Source organism: Klebsiella michiganensis, assembly GCA_000963575.1.
Lineage (GTDB): Bacteria > Pseudomonadota > Gammaproteobacteria > Enterobacterales > Enterobacteriaceae > Cedecea > Cedecea michiganensis_A.
Map to the genome: position 1 here is coordinate 4,686,348 of CP011077.1, position 21,701 is coordinate 4,708,048.

Annotated in this window: 19 protein-coding genes; 14 read left to right on the forward strand and 5 right to left on the reverse strand. The window is 56.0% G+C overall.

From position 1 onward, the window contains the following. Positions 1 to 51: 51 nt before the first annotated feature. Positions 52 to 1,956 carry an ABC transporter ATP-binding protein gene (locus VW41_21840; GenBank protein ID AJZ91471.1) on the forward strand — a complete coding sequence of 635 codons (1,905 nt, stop codon included), beginning with the start codon at positions 52 to 54 and terminating at the stop codon, positions 1,954 to 1,956. 40 nt (positions 1,957 to 1,996) lie between these two features. Here the strand turns inward: VW41_21840 and VW41_21845 are convergent, their stop codons facing one another. Next, positions 1,997 to 2,599: an alcohol dehydrogenase gene (locus VW41_21845; GenBank protein ID AJZ91472.1), complete on the reverse strand. Its 603-nt coding sequence runs from the start codon at positions 2,597 to 2,599 to the stop codon at positions 1,997 to 1,999. Between the two features lie 60 nt (positions 2,600 to 2,659). Between VW41_21845 and VW41_21850 the strand changes: the two genes are divergently transcribed. From VW41_21850 to VW41_21860, 3 genes are all read left to right on the forward strand, one after another. Continuing rightward, complete coding sequence (locus VW41_21850) at positions 2,660 to 3,676, forward strand: hydrolase (protein ID AJZ91473.1); 1,017 nt, start codon at positions 2,660 to 2,662, stop codon at positions 3,674 to 3,676. Between the two features lies 1 nt (position 3,677). Continuing rightward, positions 3,678 to 3,896 carry a hypothetical protein gene (locus VW41_21855; GenBank protein ID AJZ91474.1) on the forward strand — a complete coding sequence of 73 codons (219 nt, stop codon included), beginning with the start codon at positions 3,678 to 3,680 and terminating at the stop codon, positions 3,894 to 3,896. Positions 3,897 to 3,986: 90 nt separating this feature from the next. After that, positions 3,987 to 4,856: a phosphoribulokinase gene (locus tag VW41_21860; GenBank protein ID AJZ91475.1), complete on the forward strand. Its 870-nt coding sequence runs from the start codon at positions 3,987 to 3,989 to the stop codon at positions 4,854 to 4,856. A gap of 36 nt (positions 4,857 to 4,892) precedes the next feature. On the opposite strand, the gene VW41_21865 is transcribed toward VW41_21860, so the two are convergent. Then, the gene (locus tag VW41_21865) at positions 4,893 to 5,297 is read right to left on the reverse strand and encodes a hypothetical protein (GenBank protein AJZ91476.1); all 405 of its coding nucleotides are present in this window, start codon (positions 5,295 to 5,297) and stop codon (positions 4,893 to 4,895) included. A 313-nt stretch (positions 5,298 to 5,610) separates the two neighbouring features. On the opposite strand from VW41_21865, the gene VW41_21870 reads away from it, so the two are divergent. Beyond that, entirely contained in the window at positions 5,611 to 6,243 is a 633-nt protein-coding gene (locus tag VW41_21870) for a Crp/Fnr family transcriptional regulator (protein AJZ91477.1), read from the forward strand. A 61-nt stretch (positions 6,244 to 6,304) separates the two neighbouring features. Further along, on the forward strand, positions 6,305 to 8,389 hold the full coding sequence (locus VW41_21875; GenBank protein AJZ91478.1) for a membrane protein: 2,085 nt from the start codon (positions 6,305 to 6,307) through the stop codon (positions 8,387 to 8,389). A 2-nt stretch (positions 8,390 to 8,391) separates the two neighbouring features. Here VW41_21875 and argD read toward each other — a convergent pair whose 3' ends face one another. From argD to VW41_21890, 3 genes are all read right to left on the reverse strand, one after another. Further along, positions 8,392 to 9,612: an acetylornithine aminotransferase gene (argD, locus tag VW41_21880; GenBank protein AJZ91479.1), complete on the reverse strand. Its 1,221-nt coding sequence runs from the start codon at positions 9,610 to 9,612 to the stop codon at positions 8,392 to 8,394. 89 nt (positions 9,613 to 9,701) lie between these two features. Further along, positions 9,702 to 10,265 carry an anthranilate synthase component II gene (locus VW41_21885; GenBank protein ID AJZ91480.1) on the reverse strand — a complete coding sequence of 188 codons (564 nt, stop codon included), beginning with the start codon at positions 10,263 to 10,265 and terminating at the stop codon, positions 9,702 to 9,704. A 125-nt stretch (positions 10,266 to 10,390) separates the two neighbouring features. Continuing rightward, entirely contained in the window at positions 10,391 to 10,963 is a 573-nt protein-coding gene (locus VW41_21890) for a peptidylprolyl isomerase (GenBank protein AJZ91481.1), read from the reverse strand. Between the two features lie 280 nt (positions 10,964 to 11,243). Here VW41_21890 and VW41_21895 point away from each other — a divergent pair, with 280 nt between their 5' ends. The 8 genes from VW41_21895 to cysG all read left to right on the forward strand — a co-directional run bounded on the left by VW41_21895 (position 11,244) and on the right by cysG (position 21,684). After that, entirely contained in the window at positions 11,244 to 12,428 is a 1,185-nt protein-coding gene (locus VW41_21895; protein AJZ91482.1) for a transporter, read from the forward strand. 175 nt (positions 12,429 to 12,603) lie between these two features. Further along, a complete protein-coding gene (locus VW41_21900; GenBank protein ID AJZ91483.1) occupies positions 12,604 to 13,221 on the forward strand; it encodes a glutathione S-transferase in 618 nt (205 codons plus the stop codon). Positions 13,222 to 13,246: 25 nt separating this feature from the next. Then, on the forward strand, positions 13,247 to 15,313 hold the full coding sequence (locus VW41_21905; GenBank protein AJZ91484.1) for an FAD-binding oxidoreductase: 2,067 nt from the start codon (positions 13,247 to 13,249) through the stop codon (positions 15,311 to 15,313). Between the two features lie 70 nt (positions 15,314 to 15,383). Then, positions 15,384 to 16,274 (forward strand): LysR family transcriptional regulator, encoded by an 891-nt coding sequence (locus tag VW41_21910; protein AJZ91485.1) that lies wholly within the window; start codon positions 15,384 to 15,386, stop codon positions 16,272 to 16,274. A 177-nt stretch (positions 16,275 to 16,451) separates the two neighbouring features. Beyond that, a complete protein-coding gene (locus VW41_21915) occupies positions 16,452 to 19,001 on the forward strand; it encodes a nitrite reductase (GenBank protein AJZ91486.1) in 2,550 nt (849 codons plus the stop codon). Next, entirely contained in the window at positions 18,998 to 19,324 is a 327-nt protein-coding gene (gene nirD, locus VW41_21920; GenBank protein AJZ91487.1) for a nitrite reductase, read from the forward strand. The genes VW41_21915 and nirD overlap by 4 nt, the downstream gene beginning before the upstream one ends. A gap of 166 nt (positions 19,325 to 19,490) precedes the next feature. Then, positions 19,491 to 20,297, forward strand: coding sequence for a nitrite transporter NirC (locus VW41_21925; GenBank protein ID AJZ91488.1), 807 nt, complete (start codon positions 19,491 to 19,493; stop codon positions 20,295 to 20,297). A 13-nt stretch (positions 20,298 to 20,310) separates the two neighbouring features. Beyond that, on the forward strand, positions 20,311 to 21,684 hold the full coding sequence (cysG, locus tag VW41_21930) for a siroheme synthase (GenBank protein ID AJZ91489.1): 1,374 nt from the start codon (positions 20,311 to 20,313) through the stop codon (positions 21,682 to 21,684). Positions 21,685 to 21,701: the final 17 nt, after the last annotated feature.

Here is a 21,701-nt window from a genome sequence, read left to right on the forward strand (position 1 = left end):
TGTTAACGAATTACAATGACAATTTAACATACTCTGAACATACGGCGCTTTATGATTGTTTTCTCCTCGTTACAAATTCGTCGCGGCACCCGCGTTCTGCTGGATAACGCCACCGCCACCATCAACCCCGGGCAAAAAGTCGGCCTGGTGGGTAAAAACGGCTGTGGAAAATCCACGCTGCTGGCGTTGCTGAAAAACGAGATAAGCGCCGACGGCGGAAGCGCAAGCTTCCCCGGCAACTGGCAGCTTGCCTGGGTAAATCAGGAAACCCCCGCCCTTGCTATGCCGGCGATAGAGTATGTCATCGACGGTGACCGCGAATTTCGCAAGCTGGAAGCCGAACTCAACGCGGCAAATGAACGCAACGACGGCCATGCCATTGCGCTGGTGCACGGCAAGCTGGACGCGGTAGATGCCTGGACCATTCGCTCCCGCGCGTCCAGCCTGCTCCACGGCCTGGGTTTCAGCAATGAACAGCTGGAACACCCGGTCAGCGATTTTTCCGGCGGCTGGCGCATGCGCCTTAACCTTGCTCAGGCGCTGATTTGTCGCTCAGATCTGCTACTGCTTGATGAACCGACCAACCACCTCGATTTGGACGCGGTGATCTGGCTGGAACGCTGGCTGAAAAGCTACCAGGGCACTTTGATTCTTATCTCTCACGACCGGGACTTCCTCGATCCGGTGGTCGATAAAATTATTCATATCGAACAGGAAAATATGTTCGAGTACACCGGCAACTATTCCTCGTTTGAGATCCAGCGCGCGACTCGCCTGTCTCAGCAACAGTCGATGTACGAAAGCCAGCAGCAAAAAGTGGCCCACCTGCAAAGCTTTATCGATCGCTTTAAAGCGAAAGCCTCCAAAGCCAAGCAGGCACAAAGCCGCGTGAAAATGCTGGAGCGCATGGAGCTGATTGCTCCCGCCCACGTCGACAACCCGTTCCACTTCAGCTTCCGTGCGCCAGAAAACCTGCCCAACCCGCTGCTGCGGATGGAAAAAGTCAGCGCAGGCTACGGTGAGCGGGTGATCCTGAACTCCATCAAACTGAACCTGGTCCCTGGTTCACGTATTGGCCTGCTGGGCCGAAACGGGGCGGGTAAATCCACCTTAATCAAACTGCTGGCCGGTGAATTACAGCCGCTTCAGGGTGACATTGGCCTCGCCAAAGGGATCAAGCTTGGCTACTTCGCCCAGCATCAGCTGGAATACCTGCGTGCCGATGAATCACCGCTTCAGCACCTGGCTCGTATTGCCCCGCGGGAGCTGGAACAGCAGCTGCGCGACTATCTGGGCGGCTTTGGTTTCCAGGGGGATAAAGTCACTGAGCAAACGGCGCGTTTCTCCGGCGGCGAAAAAGCCAGGCTGGTGCTGGCGCTGGTCGTCTGGCAGCGTCCTAACCTGCTGCTACTCGATGAACCGACGAACCACCTCGACCTTGACATGCGTCAGGCGCTGACCGAAGCGCTAATCGACTTTGAAGGCGCGCTGGTTGTGGTTTCGCACGACCGTCATCTGTTGCGCTCCACTACGGACGATCTCTACCTGGTACATGACGGCAAAGTGGAAGCTTTCGATGGTGACCTCGAGGATTACCAGCAGTGGCTGAGCGACCTGCAAAAGCAGGAAAACCAGCCCGCTGAGGCAGCGAAGGATAACGCCAACAGCGCCCAGGCCCGTAAGGACCAGAAGCGCCGTGAGGCCGAACTTCGCACACAGACCCAGCCGCTGCGCAAGCAAATCACTCAACTCGAAAAGCAGATGGAAAAGCTGAACGCTCAGCTTGCAGAGGTAGAAGAGAAACTGGCAGACAGCGCGATCTACGACCAGAGCCGTAAAGCCGAGATGAACGAATGCCTGCAAACACAGGTAAAAGTGAAGTCGGCGCTGGAAGAGTGCGAGATGGAGTGGCTGGACGCTCAGGAACAGCTTGAGCAGATGTTACAGGGCGACTAAACGCTAAGTTTCCCTCTCCTCGCGAGGAGAGGGTTTACCATCAGCGCCAGATAAGCAGCACGCAGGCCGCGGTTAACACGCCCATGCTGACGTTGAAAATAGCCCAGGAACGGCGGCTACGCAGGAGCAAGCCAATCAGGCTGCCAAAGGCTATCCAGATAACCCCGGCCACAATGTTCACCAGCGCAATCCCGACGCTAATCATCGCCACGGAATGCAGGTAGGCAGCGCCCGCCAGGCTAAAACTCGCTACCGCGCCAAGCGCCATCAGCCAGGCTTTGGGGTTAATCACCTGCAGCAGGCCACCTTGCCAGAAAGGCACCGGCGACGGTGGGGCTGCATCCGTTTCCAGCCGCTCGTATTTCGCCGTGCCAATTTTCCAGGCCAGCCACAAAAGGTAAACGCTCCCGGCAATCTTCAGGATAAGGTGCAGAGCGGGATAAAGCAGGATTAAGCTCCCCACGCCAAAGGCAACAAGCACTAGAATGCACTGCATCCCAAGCATGATGCCAATCATCAGCGGCAGGCTGCGGAAGAAACCGTAATTCGCCCCGGATGCGGTAAGTAGCGTATTATTGGGGCCAGGTGTGATCGCGGCGACCCAGAGAAAGCCCAGCATCGAAAGAAAAAGCGTTAAGTCCATGAATTGGGTGCTCCACACCCGAAGAATAATTAGCGAACTAAACGAAACTAACAGTGTGATATGGCCAGTACAAGTCCTTTAGAATTGAATATTCATCATGATGAAGGTGACGATTTCCGCCCGATGCGCGGACTCAGTAACCCGCATCTGCAAACCATGATCCCACGTTTGATTCGTCGTCGAATCAATTTCAAACCCCACTGGCAACGACTCGATATGCCGGACGGGGATTTTGTCGATCTTGCGTGGAGTGAAGATCCGCAAACCGCCAGGCACAAACCGCGTCTGGTAGTGTTTCACGGGCTGGAAGGCAGCCTTTACAGCCCCTACGCCCACGGCATGATAGAAGCGGCGAAAAAACGCGGCTGGTTAGGCGTGGTGATGCATTTTCGCGGCTGCAGCGGCGTGCCAAACCGTAAAGAACGCATTTACCACTCTGGCGAAACGGAAGACGGCACCTACTTCCTTGAATGGTTGAATCAGCGCTACGGTGAAGTCCCGACCGCTGCCGTTGGCTTCTCGCTGGGCGGGAATATGCTCGCCTGCCTGATGGCCAAACAGGGCGCGGCCTGCACGCTGAAGGCAGGGGTGATTGTTTCCGCCCCGCTGATGCTTGAGCAGTGCTGCTATCACATGGAACAGGGCTTCTCACGCGTCTATCAGCATTACCTGCTAAACCTGCTGAAGAAAAATGCCGCTCGCAAGCTGAAGAGCTACCCGGGCTCGCTGCCTATCGACCTTCGCAAACTTAAAAGCCTGCGCCGTATTCGCGAGTTCGATGATTTAATTACCTCGAAGATCCACGGCTTTGCCGACGCGCTGGACTACTATCGCCAGTGCAGCGCCATGCCGCTGTTGCCGGATATCGCCTCCCCAACGCTGATTATCCACGCTAAAGACGACCCGTTTATGGACCACCATGTCATCCCGGATCGCGAAACGCTGCCGCCAAATATCCAGTACCAGCTCACGACTTACGGCGGCCACGTTGGCTTTGTGGGCGGTACTCCGCTGCGCCCGCAGATGTGGCTTGAGCAGCGTATTCCCGACTGGCTAACCCGCTTCCTGGACCACTGAAATGATCATTCCCTGGCAAGACCTCGCCCCTGAAACTCTCGACAGTTTGATTGAATCTTTTGTATTACGCGAAGGCACCGATTATGGTGAACAGGAGCGCTCGCTGACGCAAAAAGTCGCCGACGTGAAGCGCCAGTTACAAAGCGGCGAAGCCGTGCTGGTCTGGTCTGAGCTCCATGAAACGGTGAACATTATGCCGCGCGGGCAATTTCGCGGCTGACTGCTAACTGGCGGGGTGATCTATACTGGCTGAAAAGTATAACGAGCAGATACAGACCTCTTTTCCGATACCTCACGGAGTTTTCACCCTATGTCAGCCAAACACCCGGTTATTGCGGTAACAGGTTCCAGCGGCGCCGGAACCACCACCACCAGCCTCGCTTTTCGCAAGATTTTCCAGCAGCTCAACCTGCGTGCCGCCGAAGTTGAGGGCGACAGTTTCCACCGTTATACCCGTCCTGAAATGGACATGGCTATCCGTAAGGCACGCGATGCTGGCCGCCATATCAGCTACTTTGGGCCGGACGCCAACGACTTCGGGTTGCTGGAACAAACCTTTATTGAATACGGGCAGACCGGCAAAGGACAATCGCGTAAGTACCTGCATACCTACGATGAAGCCGTGCCGTGGAATCAGGTACCGGGGACTTTTACCCCGTGGCAGCCGCTCCCGGAGCCCACTGACGTCCTGTTTTATGAAGGTTTGCACGGTGGGGTGGTCACCCCTCAACATAACGTCGCCGACTGCGTAGATTTACTGGTGGGCGTGGTTCCCATCGTTAACCTGGAGTGGATTCAGAAACTGGTGCGAGACACCAGCGAACGCGGTCATTCGCGGGAAGCGGTGATGGATTCCGTTGTGCGCTCCATGGACGATTACATCAACTACATTACGCCCCAGTTCTCACGCACTCATATTAACTTCCAGCGCGTTCCAACGGTTGATACCTCTAACCCATTTGCCGCGCGGGCAATTCCCTCGCTGGACGAAAGCTTCGTAGTGATTCACTTCCGCGGGCTGGATGATATCGATTTCCCTTATCTGCTGGCCATGCTGCAGGGTTCGTTTATCTCCCACATCAATACATTGGTGGTTCCGGGAGGGAAAATGGGGCTGGCGATGGAGCTGATTATGGCCCCGCTGGTGCAGCGGCTGGCGGAAGGCAGAAAAATTGCCTGATGGCACAAGGGCGGTATCTACACCGCCCTTTTCACTTTACGCTTCAATAATTTCGTAGCTGTGGCTAATCTCCGCGGCTTTCTCAAGCATCAGCGTTACCGAGCAATATTTTTCTGCAGTCAGCTCAACGGCGCGGGCAACCGCACTCTCTTTCAGCTCTTTCCCGGTCACAACAAAATGCAGATGGATGCGGGTAAACAGACGCGGCGCTTCTTCACGACGCTCAGAAGTCAGCTTCACCTCACAATCCGTTACGTCATGGCGGCCTTTTTGCAGAATCGACACCACGTCAATTGAGCTACACCCGCCCGCGGCCATCAGCAGCATTTCCATCGGGCTGGGTGCTTTGTCCCCAGAGTTACCGTCCATCAGGATTTGGTGACCAGAAGCGGATTCTCCGAGGAAGGTCATGCCTTCCACCCATTTAACTCGTGCCTGCATTTTACCTACTCCAGTTGAGAAAATATTCTTTCAGATTACGCGTCTACGTGAAAACTGGCAACGTAAGGCGATCCAGGTCATGCTGAAACGAGACAATACAAGACACTTACCAAAAGCTATGCTAAAACAATCCGGATGCTGCTGCGATACAGAGACGTTTATGCCGTAAGCAGAGGAAATGACTAATTACAGGCCGCAGGAGTGACCTGCCCGCCAGTTCCCAGGGTATGGGAAAATTTCACGATTGCAACGCCAGACAAGAGGTTTCGCGTCTTGTCTTTGGTAGCCAGTTTATAACAGAGGATAACCGCGCATGGTGCTTGGCAAACCGCAAACAGACCCGACTCTCGAATGGTTCTTGTCTCATTGCCACATTCATAAGTATCCGTCGAAGAGCACGCTGATTCACCAGGGTGAAAAGGCGGAGACGCTGTACTACATCGTCAAAGGCTCCGTAGCTGTTCTGATTAAAGATGAAGAAGGCAAGGAGATGATCCTTTCTTATCTGAATCAGGGTGATTTCATTGGTGAATTAGGTTTGTTCGAAGAAGGTCAGGAGCGTAGCGCCTGGGTTCGTGCCAAAACAGCCTGCGAAGTAGCTGAAATTTCCTATAAAAAATTCCGTCAGCTGATTCAGGTCAACCCGGACATCCTGATGCGCCTGTCTTCCCAGATGGCGCGCCGCCTGCAGGTCACTTCTGAGAAAGTTGGCAACCTGGCTTTCCTCGACGTGACTGGCCGCATCGCCCAAACGCTACTTAACCTGGCTAAACAGCCGGGCGCCATGACCCACCCGGACGGGATGCAGATCAAAATCACCCGCCAGGAAATCGGTCAGATCGTGGGCTGCTCCCGCGAAACCGTTGGCCGTATTCTGAAAATGCTGGAAGACCAGAACCTCATCTCCGCACACGGTAAAACGATTGTCGTTTACGGCACTCGTTAATTAGCGCTCATCAGGCGTGTCGCTTCGGTAACACGCCTTTTTTGTCTCTACAATTTAGGCCATGTGGAAGAGATTAATTTACCACCCGGAAGTTAACTACGCGCTTCGGCAAACGCTGGTGCTTTGTCTTCCCGTGGCTATTGGCCTGATGCTTGGCAGCCTGCAAAATGGTCTGCTTTTCTCGTTAGTCCCTGCCTGCTGCAACATTGCCGGGCTGGACACACCGCACAAACGCTTCTTTAAACGTTTGATTATCGGCGGCAGCCTGTTCGCCGTCAGCAGCCTTATCCTGCAGCTTTTGCTGCTGTATACCCACATCCCGTTACCGGCGATATTGATAGTCATGGCGTTGTTACTCGGCGTGACGGCGGAAATCAGCTCACTTCACGCACGCCTGCTGCCAGCCTCACTGATTGCCGCCATTTTTACGCTCAGCATGGCCGGCAACATGCCTATCTGGAAACCGATGGTGCTCTATATCTTCGGCACCATCTGGTACGGCGCCTTCAACTGGTTCTGGTTCCGGCTATGGCGAGAGCAACCGCTCAGAGAGTCGCTCAGCCTGCTGTACCGCCAGCTGGCGGACTACTGCGAAGCAAAATACAGCCTGCTAACCCAGCATACCGATCCGGAAAAGGCGCTACCGCCGCTGCTTGCCCGCCAGCAAAAAGCCGTCGACCTAATAACCACCTGTTATCAGCAGCTGCATATGCTGTCGGCCAACCAACAAAACGGCTACAAGCGCCTGTTACGCGCTTTTCAGGTCGCACTGGATTTGCAGGAACACATTTCGGTTAGCCTGCATCAGCCTGAGGAGGTGCAAAAGCTGGTTGAGCAAAGCCATGCCGAGGCCGTGATCCGCTGGAACGCCCGGACTATCGCCGCGCGCCTGCGCGTGCTGGCGGACGATATTCTTTATCACCGCTATCCGACGCGCTTTACCATGGACAAGCAAATAGATGCGCTGGAAAAAATCGCCCGTCAAAACCCGGATAACCCGGTGGGGCAGTTTTGCCATTACCACTTCAGCCGAATTGCTCGGGTACTGAAAACGCAGCGGCCGCTGTACGTGAGGGATTTAATGGAGGACAGGGAACGCCGTCTGCCGTTTTTCCCGGCCCTGAAAAGCTACCTCTCGTTCAAATCCTCCGCGTTGCGCAGCTCCGCGCGTTTAGGCGTGATGCTGACAATTGCCAGCCTGCTGGGATCCTTCCTACACCTGCCTAAGCCTTACTGGATCCTGATGACGGTGATGTTTGTGACGCAAAACGGCTACGGTGCAACACGGGTGCGTATTGTTCACAGGGCGGCAGGCACCATGGCAGGGCTGTGCATCGCCGGCATCACCCTACACTTCCACGTCCCGGACAGCTACACCCTGTTGGCGATGTTAATCATTACGCTGGTGAGCTATCTGTTTATCCGCAAAAGCTACGGCTGGGCCACCATTGGCTTTACCGTCACGGCGGTATATACCCTGCAACTCATCACGCTTAGCGCAGAAAGTTATATTATCCCAAGGCTGATAGACACCCTGCTCGGCTGCCTGATTGCCTTTGGCGGTATGATCTGGCTTTGGCCACAATGGCAAACCGGCCTGCTGCGCCAAAACGCCCACGACGCGCTGGAGGCGGATCAGGATGCTATCCGGCTGATATTAAGCAACGACCCTGAACCTACGCCGCTGGCCTGGCAACGCATGCGGGTCAACCAGGCGCATAATGCGCTGTTCAACTCGCTCAATCAGGCGATGCAGGAGCCAGGATTTGACTCTCACTACCTGGCAGACATGAAATTGTGGGTGACCCACAGCCAGTTCATCGTCGAGCATATCAACGCCATGACCACCCTCGCGCGCGAACACAACATGCTGACGCCGGACCTGGCGCAAAGGTATCTCCAGTCGTGTGAAATTGGGTTACAGCGCTGCCAGCAAAGGCTGGAGTATGACGGGCCTGGCGGGTCGAACGACGCCAATATCCTGGAATCGGATACGCTGCCCACGGGGCCGTTAAGCACCATGGAGCAGCATTTACAGCGGATTATTGGCCACCTCAACACCATGCATACCATCTCCTCGGTAGCCTGGCGCCAGCGGCCTCATCATGGGATCTGGCTGAGCCGCCGTCTGCGGCGCTCGGGTTAACCTTAGCCCGCCAGCACGTTGGCAACAGCGTTGGCGAAACGCTGCATCCCCGCCAGAATATCCGCGTCCTCGACAATAAGCGAAGGCGCGAAGCGCATGACGTCCGGCCCGGCGTTCAACACCATCACACCTTCTGCCGCTCCGGCGTACAGAAATTCGCGGGCGCGTCCTTTGTACTTCTCGTTAAGCTCAGCCCCAATCAACAGCCCCATGCCGCGAATGTCGCTGAACAGATCAAACTGTGCGTTTATCTTTTGCAGTTGTTCAACGAAAATCTGACGTTTGGCCGCCACCCCTTTCAGGACCTCTGGCGTGTTGATGATATCGAAAGCCGCCCCGGCCACCGCACACGCCAGCGGATTACCGCCGTAGGTAGAGCCGTGACTGCCTACGTGGAACGCGGAGGCAATTTCATTGGTGGTCAGCATTGCGCTAACCGGGAAACCGCCGCCGAGCGCTTTAGCGCTGGTCAAAATATCCGGAGTGACGCCGTAGTTGATATAAGCGAAGAGCTCGCCCGTGCGCCCCATTCCGGACTGCACTTCGTCAAAGACCAGCAGCGCCTGGTGCTCATCACACAAATCGCGCAGCCCCTGCAGGAATTCCGGCGTCGCGGCAGTTACTCCGCCCTCGCCCTGAATCGGCTCCACCACCACCGCGCAGGTATGATCGTCCATCACCGCTTTCACCGCCGCGAGATCGTTATACGGCACATGAATAATATCGGCAGGTTTAGGGCCAAAGCCGTCGGAGTATTTAGCCTGCCCACCTACGGAAACGGTGAACAGCGAACGTCCGTGAAACGCATTGTAGAAGGCGATGATTTTGCTTTTGTACGGGCTATGGCGAGTCGAAGCATAGTAACGAGCCAGCTTAAAGGCCGTTTCGTTCGCTTCGGTGCCGGAGTTCATAAAGACGACGCGCTCGGCAAAGGTGGCATCAATCAGCTTACGGGCAAGCTTCAGGGCTGGCTCATTGGTAAAGACGTTGCTGGTATGCCACAGGGTTTCACCCTGGGTTTTCAGCGCCTCCACCAGCGTGGGATGACAATGTCCCAGCGCGGTTACGGCAATTCCCCCGGCGAAATCTACGTACTCCTTCCCGGCGGAGTCCCACACGCGGCTGCCTTTTCCTTTCACTGGAATAAATTCTGCTGGTGCATAAATCGGCAGAATCACTTCATCGAAGGTTGCCCGCGTAACCGCTGATTGTTCAGTTGCCATTTATTCCCCACCCGTTTTTATGCGTTAGACATGAATGAAAATATAATCACGAAATATGCATAAAAAACCAAACTCAGGCAAGTAACAATTCATCTCTGGAGGAAATTCGCCAGCAGCGCATGCCCCTGCTCGCTGAGAATGCTTTCCGGGTGGAACTGCACGCCTTCCAGATCCAGCGCGCGGTGACGGATGCCCATGATTTCCTGCTTGTCCGTCCAGGCCGTAACCTCAAAACAGTCAGGCAAGGTGTCAGGATCAACGATCAGCGAGTGATAGCGCGTCACGATCAGCGGATTATTCAGCCCGCGGAATACGCCGCTGCCGTTGTGGCTAATGGAGGAGGTTTTGCCGTGCATCACCTGCTCAGCCCGCACGATAGTGGCCCCAAATGCCTGCGCAATGGCCTGATGCCCAAGACAAACGCCAAGAATCGGTAACTGCCCGGCGAAGTGATTAATTGCGGCAAGTGAGATACCCGCCTCGGTCGGCGTACAGGGGCCAGGGGAGATCACCAGTTTTTGCGGTGCCAGACGCTCAATATCGTCCAGCCCAATGTCGTCGTTACGCTTAACCAACACCTCCTCACCCAGCTCACAAAAATACTGGTAGAGGTTCCAGGTGAAGGAATCATAGTTGTCGATAAGCAGTAACATGGCGGCTCCAGGGCAAAAAAGAACGCGCTATTCTAGTCGCTTTCCGACGCCAGGCTCACCACTTATTGAAATTCTCTGCTTCAGGGAAGGGGTAGCACGGGCGAAAAACGCCCGTGCGGGCATGCTTACGGCAGAACCTTCGCGGATAGGATCACGATAGGTTTAGTCGGCACATTCTGGTAAGGGCCGACGTCATGGCTTGGTGCCTGGGAAATTTTATCGGCAACGTCCAGACCTTTTACCACTTTGCCAAATACGGCGTAGCCAAAGTCGCGCTGGCCATGGTCCAGGAAGGCGTTATCGGCCACGTTGATAAAGAACTGGCTGGTGGCGCTGTCTTTGTCTGCGGTGCGCGCCATAGAAATGGTGCCACGAGTATTACGCAGACCGTTGTCCGCTTCGTTCTTAATTGGCGGGTTAGGCTGCTTCTGATTCATATCTTCGGTAAAGCCGCCGCCCTGAATCATAAAGCCCGGGATCACGCGGTGGAAGGTGGTGTTGTTATAAAAACCGCTGTTGACGTAATCCACGAAGTTTTTGACCGAAATCGGCGCTTTTTGGCTATTTAACTCAAGCTCAATATTGCCAGCCGAGGTGGTCAACAGGACGTGCGGGTCGCCTTTTGCAGCCAGCGCCGCAGGTGAAAGCGCAGAGAGGGCGAATACAGCTGCAACAGCCGCCAGTGTCGATTTGAGCATGAACAATTCCTTACGAAGGCAGTGAGTGAAGCAAGTGGCTTGATTGTAAAGAGGCACCGCAGCCGACGCCAGCCATTTACGGTTTTTTACTTACACGCAAATCAACGAGTTGCAGCGCCAACCTGCTGAAATAGATTGAAATATGTGACGCACTTCATGATTCACTCAGTTTATTTCAGCAATAAATTCATAATTCATTTAAATAGATCACGCAAATGACTAAAATCTGCCCGTCCGCCGCGCTGTCAATGCGCTTTACATTTCCTTGCACAGGCTCGTTATGACTAACAGCAACCGAACCAAGCTCTTATGGATTAGCTTCTTCTCCTATGCCCTTACCGGGGCGTTGGTGATCGTCACCGGGATGGTGATGGGAAACATCGCAGAGTACTTTAATCTGCCGGTGTCCAGCATGAGTAATACCTTTACGTTCCTTAATGCCGGTATCTTAATCTCTATTTTCCTGAATGCCTGGCTGATGGAAATCGTGCCGCTGAAAACCCAGCTGCGCTTTGGTTTCCTGCTGATGGTGCTGGCCGTCGCTGGCCTTATCTTCGGTCATAACCTGGCTATCTTCTCCGCTTCCATGTTCGTTCTGGGGCTGGTGAGCGGGATAACCATGTCGATTGGTACCTTCCTGATCACCCACATGTATGAAGGGCGTCAGCGCGGTTCCCGCCTGCTGTTTACCGACTCCTTCTTCAGCATGGCCGGGATGATTTTCCCGATGGTTGCCGCGATCCTGCTGGCGCGCAGCATCAACTGGTACTGGGTCTACGTATGTATTGGTCTGGTCTACGTGGCTATTTTCCTGTTGACCCTGGGCTGTGAGTTCCCGGCGCTGGGCAAACATGCGAAGAAAGACGACCAGCCTGTTACCAAAGAGAAATGGGGCATTGGCGTGCTGTTCCTGTCCATCGCGGCGCTGTGCTACATCCTCGGCCAGTTGGGCTTTATTTCCTGGGTTCCGGAATACGCCAAAGGCCTGGGCATGAGCATCAACGATGCCGGTAAGCTGGTGAGTGACTTCTGGATGTCTTACATGTTCGGCATGTGGGCGTTCAGCTTCATCCTGCGTTTCTTCGACCTGCAGCGCATTCTGACCGTGCTCGCTGGCGCAGCAACCGTGCTGATGTACCTGTTCAACCACGGTGATCCTGCACATCTGGCCTGGTTTATTCTGTCGCTTGGGTTCTTCTCCAGCGCCATCTACACCACCATCATCACCCTGGGTTCACAACAGACCAAAGTGTCTTCACCAAAACTGGTTAACTTTGTCCTGACCTGCGGCACCGTGGGCACCATGCTGACCTTTATCGTCACTGGCCCGATTGTGGCGCACAGCGGCCCTCTGGCAGCTCTGCACACCGCCAACGGGCTGTACGCTGTCGTGTTCGTCATGTGCCTGTTGCTTGGTTTCGTCACCAGGCACCGCCGCCATGGCGCAGAGGCCGCTGCGCACTAATTGCCCTGCGATTTCCCCTCTCCCACAAGGGAGAGGGTTCCTTCACTCTCCCGCTATTATTACGTTTTCCGCAATAATGAATTGCCGATAAGGCTTATTCCTGCCGATTATTGCCTGTGGCAACCTGTTTGCATCGTTCGGGGCCCTTCCCGTTCAGCCAATCAGTAACCGGATTATGAAACTCTACGACTTCCCTCTGTCAGGCCATGCCCACCGCGCTCGCTTATTTATTTCCCTGCTGGGCCTTCCCCATGAGCTTGTTCAGCTCGATCTGAAAGCGGGCGCCCACAAGCAGCCGGAATACCTGGCGCTTAACCCGTTTGGGCAAGTGCCGCTGCTGGACGATGAAGGCACGCTGATCCCTGATTCCAACGCCATTCTTGTCTACCTGGCGAAAAAAAGTGGCCAAAGTGCATGGCTGCCGGAAGATCCGCAGGGCGCGGCAGCCGTGCAACGCTGGCTATCCGTCGCGGCCGGCGACCTTGCCTTTGGTCCAGCCGCAGCCCGCCTGGTAACGGTTTTCGGTGCCAAATTTAATCCCGACGAAGTGATTGCGCGTGCCCACATTTTCCTGGGGCGACTTGAACAGCATCTTGCCAACCGTGAGTGGCTGGTCGGCGATCGCCCAACCATCGCCGACGTTGCCATTTACAGCTACACCGCCAGCGCACCTGAAGGGAATGTTGACCTCTCTGGTTACCCGGCCGTCAACGCCTTCCTGCGCCGTATCGAAGCGCTGCCGGGATTTATACCTTTCGCCAAAACGGCCGCCGGCCTTAACGCCGTCGCCTGATCTCATGCCTGCCGGGAGATAAAAAATGAGCGAGAAGCTGACGAAGCAATCCGTCTGGCATGAAGGTGAAATTTTCCTTCAGGACAAGGTCGGCGTAACCGAGCGCATGGCAGAGGTTGGCCAGCGAGTGATACGCGATTACATGCCCGAGCAGCATCGTGACTTCTACGCTCAGTTGCCATTTATCGTCCTCGGCAGCGTCTCTCAGAATGGCGAAGCGTGGGCAACATTTCTGGAAGGTGAACCCGGCTTTATCACATCTCCGACCTCGACCCGCCTGACGATTGCGGCGTCGTTGGCAAGGGAAGATCCGGCCAGCGAAGGAATGGGGCATAACGCATCCATTGGTCTGCTGGGTATCGAGCTTCATACCCGGCGGCGTAACCGGATGAACGGCACGCTGCGGCAGACGGACAGCGGCCTTCAGGTCGAAGTCGACCAAAGCTTCGGTAACTGCCCACGTTATATCCACCTGCGTGACTTCACTTTTACCCGCGAGCCCGGTAGCCATCCCGGGGGCGCGGTAGAGACGCTTCCGGGGCTGGATGCTGAAGCAAAAGAAATGATTCAGGCAGCGGACGCCTTTTTTGTCGCCTCCTGGGCCGAAAGAGACGGTCAGCGGCAGGCCGACGTTTCCCACCGCGGAGGCAAACCGGGCTTCATCCGGGTTAGCGACGACGGCACACTGACCATCCCTGACTTCAACGGCAATCTCTTTTTTGCCACGCTCGGCAACATCCTGCTTAACGGCGAGGCTGGCCTGCTGTTCGTGGATTTTAACACCGGCAACATGCTGCAAATGACCGGCGAAGCAAAAGTGATTCTGGACTCACCGGAAATTGCCGCCTTTCAGGGGGCAGAACGGCTATGGACGTTTAAAGCCCGCCGGGTTGTGCGTCGCCGCAACGCGCTGGCGCTGCGCTGGACGAGTGAGGCTGAAGGCCTCTCACCTCATTCGCTAATGACCGGCAGCTGGCAGGAGGCTGCCAGCAGGATAAAAGCGGCGGAGTTCGTGACACGCTGGCGGCCTTTTCGCGTGGTAAAGATTGTCGACGAGAGCCGCGCGATCCGCTCCTTCTATCTTCAGCCGAGCGATGGCGCAGGTCTGCTGCCTCATCTCGCCGGGCAGCACTTGCCCATTCGCGTAACGCTTCACCAGGCGGAAACGCCGGCGATCCGTACTTACACGCTTTCATCGGCCCCGTCCGACGGCTTGTATCGCATTAGCGTCAAGCGGGAGGGAGGCGTCTCTGGCCACCTGCACAACGGCGTTTCCGTTGGCGATATTATTGACGTCCGTGCTCCGGCGGGGAGGTTCACCCTTGACGCCCATGAGCAACGCCCTGCCGTGCTGCTGGCAGGCGGCATTGGCATTACCCCGATGCTCGCCATGCTGCGGCACATCGTCTATGAAGGACTGCGCAAACAACGCATTCGACAAACGTTTTTGTTCCAGTCAGCAAGACAGGCTGAAGATTTGCCTTTTACCCAAGAGATTAATGAGCTGGTTGCGGCAGCCAAAGGTGCCGTGCAGGTTATTCGCGTACTCAGCCAGGCTGAAGGCGCCCGGCAAGGTGTGGACTATGATGTTCAAGGTCATATCGATATGCCGTTACTCACGAGCCGACTGCCGTTTAACGACTACGATTTCTATCTTTGTGGCCCGGCCGCATTCACCCAGTCTCTCTATGACGGACTGCGGGAGTACAACATTAGCGATGACAGAATCCATTCGGAAGCCTTTGGCCCCTCATCGCTGGTACGCCCCACAGACAGCAAAACGCCAAAACCTGACGCCCTGCCGCCGGCCACCAGCCCTGTGCCCATCGCTTTTATGCGTTCACTAAAAGAGGCTCGCTGGCTGCCGGATTCAGGTTCGCTTTTAGCGCTGGCCGAAGCTCGGGGATTAAACCCGGAATTCAGCTGCCGGGAAGGCCACTGCGGGACCTGCCGGACGAAGCTCCTCACAGGCTCTGTCACCTACCCGAAACGCCCCTCCGCAAGCACGGCAGATGATGAGATACTGATTTGCTGCGCAGTCCCGGCGCAGCTGCCCGGGGGTGAAGAAAACCGCATTCAGCTTGAGTTGTAACCCCGCGATTGCGCCATACTCGGCGAATAGCCGATACTAACCCCTCTTTTAGCCAGGTATGAGGTTGAGCATGGATCGTTGGCAGGCGATGAAAATATTCGTCAAAGTCGCAGAAACCGAGAGTTTTGCCGCCGCTGCACGCCAACTCCATATCAGTGCGCCGGTTGTTACACGGGCCATAGCCGCGCTGGAAGAGATCATTGGCACACGTCTCTTCATCCGCACGACCCGCACAGTTAAGCTGACCGAGCCGGGCCTGCGATATCTCAACGACTGCCGCACGATTCTCACCAGCATCGAGGAAGCCGAAGCCGCAGCGGCTGGCTCCTATGCCACGCCGTCCGGACTCCTGTCGATCACCGCCTCCGTGCTGTTCGGCCAGAAATTCGTCCTGCCGGTAATCACTGATTATCTTGATGCGTGGCCAACCATGCGCGCCAGGTCACTGTTCGTTGATCGCCAGGTGAACATCATCGAAGAAGGCATTGATGTCGCCGTGCGCATTGGGCACCTGCCCGACTCAGGGCTGACGGCTACCAAAGTCGGCACCGTGCGCCGGGTCGTTTGTGCATCGCCTGACTACCTGGAAAAATACGGCACGCCGTTGACGCCTGCGGACCTTAAAAACCATCGTATCGCCTCTTCGGCCAGTGCCTGGGCCTCACCGGAGTGGCGCTTTGCGGGTGAGCAACGCGTTATGGTCAATGCCGCGCTCCAGTGCAACAACAACGAGTCCTCAATTGCCACCGCAAAAGCAGGCTGGGGGTTGACGCGAGTCCTGGATTATCAGATAGCGCCGGCCCTGCGCGAGGGCGAACTGCAAATCGTACTGAGCGATTACGAACTCGAGCCTCTCCCAATACATGTGGTGCATACCGAAGGTCGCCATGCCTCCGCAAAAGTACGCACCTTTGTTGATCTGATTGTTGCCCGGCTCCGCGCCAACCCTTTGCTGAACTGAATATCCCCTAACCTCTTCCACTGGTGAAAAACCAGCCAATTCCATAACTTACAAAAATACATCAAAATCAACGATATACCTCTTAATGGGTATATAAAGGCGCATTTGATTTGCATCAATAATCACCACAGCTGAATCGTTAAGGTAGGCGGTAATAGAAAAGAAATTGAGGCAATTATGAGCAAAGTCAAAATCGCAGTTATCGGTAATGGCATGGTCGGCCATCGCTTTATCGAAGACTTACTTGATAAGGCCCCGCCGGACCAGTTCGACATCACCGTATTTTGTGAAGAGCCGCGTAAAGCCTACGATCGCGTGCACCTTTCTTCTTATTTCTCCCACCATACCGCTGAAGAACTCTCCCTTGTCCGCGACGGCTACTACGAAAAACATGGCGTAAAAGTCCTGGTTGGCGAACGCGCTATCACCATCAATCGCCAGGAAAAAGTGATCCACTCCAATACCGGCCGCACCGTTTATTACGACAAGCTGGTGATGGCGACAGGTTCTTACCCGTGGATCCCGCCGATTAAAGGCTCTGAAACCCAGGACTGCTTCGTTTATCGCACTATCGAAGATCTTAATGCCATTGAATCCTGCGCCCGCCGCAGCAAACGCGGCGCCGTCGTCGGCGGTGGCCTGCTGGGGCTGGAAGCGGCTGGCGCGTTGAAAAACCTCGGCGTGGAAACCCACGTTATCGAATTCGCGCCAATGCTGATGGCCGAGCAGTTGGACCGCATGGGCGGCGAACAACTGCGCAGCAAAATCGAGCGCATGGGTGTACGCGTGCATACCGGCAAAAACACCCAGGAAATCGTCCAGCAGGGCACCGAAGCACGTAAAACTATGCGTTTTGCCGACGGCACCGGGCTGGAAGTGGACTTTATCGTCTTCTCCACCGGTATTCGTCCGCAGGACAAGCTGGCCACGCAATGCGGGCTCGAAACGGCCCAGCGCGGGGGCATTACCATCAACGATAAGTGCCAGACTTCAGATCCGGATATTTATGCCATCGGGGAATGCGCCAGCTGGAATAACCGCGTTTTCGGGCTCGTCGCGCCGGGCTATAAAATGGCTCAGGTCACGGCCGACCATCTGCTCGGCACGGAGAACGCCTTTGAGGGCGCAGATATGAGCGCCAAGCTAAAACTGCTCGGCGTTGACGTCGGCGGTATTGGCGACGCTCATGCCCGCACGCCAAACGCCCGAAGCTACGTTTATCTCGATGAAAGTAAAGAGGTTTACAAGCGTCTGGTGGTCAGCGAAGACAACAAAACCCTGCTTGGCGCAGTGTTGGTTGGCGATACCAGCGACTACGGCAACCTGCTGCAGCTGGTGCTGAATGCCATTGAGCTGCCGGAGAATCCGGACTCGCTGATCCTGCCGGCTCATGCAAGCAGCGGTAAGCCGTCTATCGGGGTCGATAAGCTGCCGGAAAGCGCGCAAATCTGTTCCTGCTTTGACGTCACCAAAGGCGACCTGATCAAAGCCATCAACAAAGGTTGCCATACCGTGGCGGCCCTGAAGGCCGAAACCAAAGCCGGGACCGGCTGCGGCGGCTGTATTCCGTTGGTGACTCAGGTGCTGAACGCCGAACTGGCCAAAGCCGGTATCGAAGTAAACAACAACCTGTGCGAACACTTCGCCTTCTCGCGCCAGGAGCTGTACCACCTCATCCGCGTGGAAGGAATCAAATCCTTCGACCAGCTGCTGCAAAAATACGGCAAGGGTTACGGCTGTGAAGTATGTAAGCCAACCGTGGGTTCGCTGCTGGCCTCCTGCTGGAACGACTACGTGCTGCAGCCAGAACTGACGCCGCTGCAGGACACTAACGATAACTTCCTCGGCAACATCCAGAAAGACGGCACTTACTCGGTGATCCCACGCTCAGCAGGCGGCGAAATCACGCCTGAAGGGCTGATGGAAGTGGGCCGTATCGCCCGTGAATACAACCTGTACACCAAAATCACCGGTTCCCAGCGTATCGGCCTGTTCGGCGCACAAAAGGGCGACCTGCCGGAAATCTGGCGTCAGCTGATTGAAGCCGGGTTCGAAACCGGTCACGCCTATGCCAAAGCCCTGCGTATGGCCAAAACCTGCGTCGGCAGCACCTGGTGTCGCTACGGCGTGGGTGACAGCGTGGGCTTCGGCGTCGAGCTGGAAAATCGCTACAAAGGCATCCGTACTCCGCACAAAATGAAGTTTGGCGTCTCCGGCTGCACCCGTGAATGCGCGGAAGCACAGGGTAAAGACGTGGGTATTATCGCCACGGAGAAAGGCTGGAATCTGTACGTGTGCGGTAACGGTGGTATGAAACCGCGCCATGCGGACCTGCTGGCTGCGGACCTCGACCACGATACCATCATCAAGTATCTCGACCGTTTCATGATGTTCTACATCCGTACCGCCGACAAACTCACCCGTACCTCCGTCTGGCTGGAGAACCTGGAAGGCGGTATTGATTACCTGCGGAGCGTGATTGTCGACGACAAGCTGGGCCTGAACGACCAGCTTGAAGCAGAGCTCAACCGCCTGCGCGAGAAAGTGATCTGCGAGTGGACAGAAACCGTGAATACGCCACAGGCGCAGATCCGCTTCAAACACTTTATCAACAGCCCGCAGCGCGACCCGAACGTGCAAACCGTTAGCGAGCGCAATCAACACCGTCCGGCCACGCCGCATGAGCGTATTCCGGTCACTCTGGTAGAAGTGGAGGAACACGCATGAGCCAGTGGACAACCGTTTGTCAGCTAGACGATATCCTGCCAGCAACCGGCGTTTGCGCCCTGGTCGGCTCGGCACAGGTCGCTATTTTCCGCCCTCGTAAAGACGAGCAGGTTTACGCCATCAGCAATATCGACCCGTTCTTTGAAGCCAGCGTGCTATCGCGCGGGCTAATTGCAGAGCATCAGGCCGAGCTGTGGGTTGCCAGCCCGCTGAAAAAACAGCATTTCCGCCTGAGGGACGGCCTGTGCATGGAAGATGAAAGCCGCTCCGTGCCGCACTATGATGCCCGCGTCCAGGACGGGCTGGTGCAGATAAAAGCGTAAGACCTAAAACAACTCTCACCCTGCCCCTCCCTGAGGGAGAGGGCACCGCCGGAACCGATCGAGCAACAATAGCGACGAGGGTTTTCCCCCTTTCCCTTTGGGAAAGGGCCGGGGTGAGGGACATTCATTTTTAATTTTTATTTTTAACTTCATTGGGATAGCAAAAATGTTCACCGATACCATCAATAAGTGTGCGGCGAATGCCGCGCGGATTAACCGTCTCTCGCAGAAAAATCCTCTGGGCTTCTGGGTAAGTTCCGCCATGGCGGGAGCCTACGTTGGCCTTGGCATCATCCTGATTTTCACCCTCGGTAATTTACTCGATCCGACTATTCGCCCGCTGGTTATGGGGGCGACCTTCGGAATAGCCCTGACGCTGGTGATTATCGCCGGTTCCGAGCTGTTCACCGGCCACACCATGTTTCTGACCTTCGGTGTGAAAGCCGGCACGATATCTCACGGCCAGATGTGGGCGATTTTGCCGCAAACCTGGCTTGGTAACCTGCTCGGTTCGGTATTTGTCGCGCTGCTGTATAGCTGGGGCGGCGGCAGCCTGCTGCCGGTAGATACCAGCATTGTGCACGCCGTAGCGCTGGCAAAAACCACCGCCCCTGCGATGGTGCTGTTCTTTAAAGGGGCGCTGTGTAACTGGCTGGTTTGTCTGGCAATCTGGATGGCAATTCGTACCGAAGGTGCAGCGAAGTTCATCGCAATCTGGTGGTGCCTGCTGGCGTTTATCGCCTCCGGCTACGAGCACTCCATCGCCAACATGACGCTGTTTGCCCTGTCCTGGTTTGGCCATCATAGCGAGGCTTATACGCTGTCCGGCATCGGCCATAACCTGCTGTGGGTTACGCTGGGGAACACCCTTTCTGGCGTGGTATTCATGGGTCTGGGTTATTGGTATGCTACGCCCAAAGCCGAACGTCCGCAGCCTGCCGCCGCAGGCGCACCGGAAACCGCCCGTAATTAATTGAGGATTGACCGTGGATCACCTGCCGATATTTTGTCAGTTACGTGGCCGCGCCTGCCTGCTGGTAGGCGGTGGCGATGTCGCTGAACGCAAAGCGCGTTTATTGCTGGAGGCAGGTGCGCGCATCACCGTTAACGCCCTCGAATTCAGCCCACAGTTTAAGGTGTGGGCTGAGCAAAATATGCTGACGCTGGCCGAAGGTGCGTTCTCAGAAACGCTGCTGGACGAAAGCTGGCTGGCGATTGCCGCCACCGACGACGATGAGGTGAATCAGCAGGTTAGCGACGCCGCCGAATCCCGCCGGATCTTCTGCAACGTGGTCGATGCGCCGAAACAGGCGAGCTTCATTATGCCGTCGATTATTGACCGCTCCCCGCTGATGGTTGCCGTCTCTTCCGGCGGTACGTCCCCTGTTCTGGCCCGACTGCTGCGCGAAAAGCTGGAAGCCAGCCTGCCGCTGCATCTGGGTAAAATTGCAGCCTTTGCCGGTACCCTGCGTGGCCGAGTGAAACAAACTTTTGCCACCATGGGCGAGCGTCGCCGCTTTTGGGAGAAATTCTTCACTAACGACCGCCTGGCACAGTATCTGGCCAACGAAGACCAGCTTGCCGTTGAAAAAGAGACGGAATCGCTGTTCTCCACCCCGCTCGACCACCGCGGCGAAGTGGTGCTGGTTGGCGCCGGCCCGGGTGACGCAGGCTTGCTGACGCTGAAAGGCCTGCAGCAAATTCAGCAGGCTGACGTCGTGGTGTATGACCGCCTGGTGTCGGACGACATCATGAATCTGGTTCGTCGCGATGCCGATCGCGTCTTCGTCGGCAAGCGCGCGGGCTACCACTGCGTTCCCCAGGAAGAGATTAACCAAATCCTGCTGCGGGAAGCGCAAAAGGGCAAACGTGTCGTGCGCCTGAAAGGGGGCGATCCGTTTATCTTCGGACGCGGCGGTGAAGAGCTGGAAACTTTGTGCAACGGTGGAATTCCGTTCTCTGTAGTACCGGGGATCACCGCGGCTTCTGGCTGTTCCGCCTACTCCGGCATTCCGCTTACGCACCGGGATTACGCCCAAAGCGTGCGTCTGGTCACCGGCCATTTGAAAACCGGCGGCGAACTTGACTGGGCGAACCTGGCGGCAGAGAAGCAAACGCTGGTGTTCTACATGGGGCTGAACCAGGCCTCGGCCATTCAGCAGCAGCTGATCGCCCATGGGATGGAAGAGAGCATGCCGGTGGCGCTGGTTGAAAACGGCACGGCGGTGAATCAGCGCGTCGTGGACGGCACCCTGAACCAATTAGGCGAGTTAGCCACCCAGGTCGGCAGCCCGGCGCTGATTATCGTGGGCCGCGTCGTTGGTCTTCGCGACAAGCTAAACTGGTTCTCAAATCATTAAATACTAAGGGAGGCAGC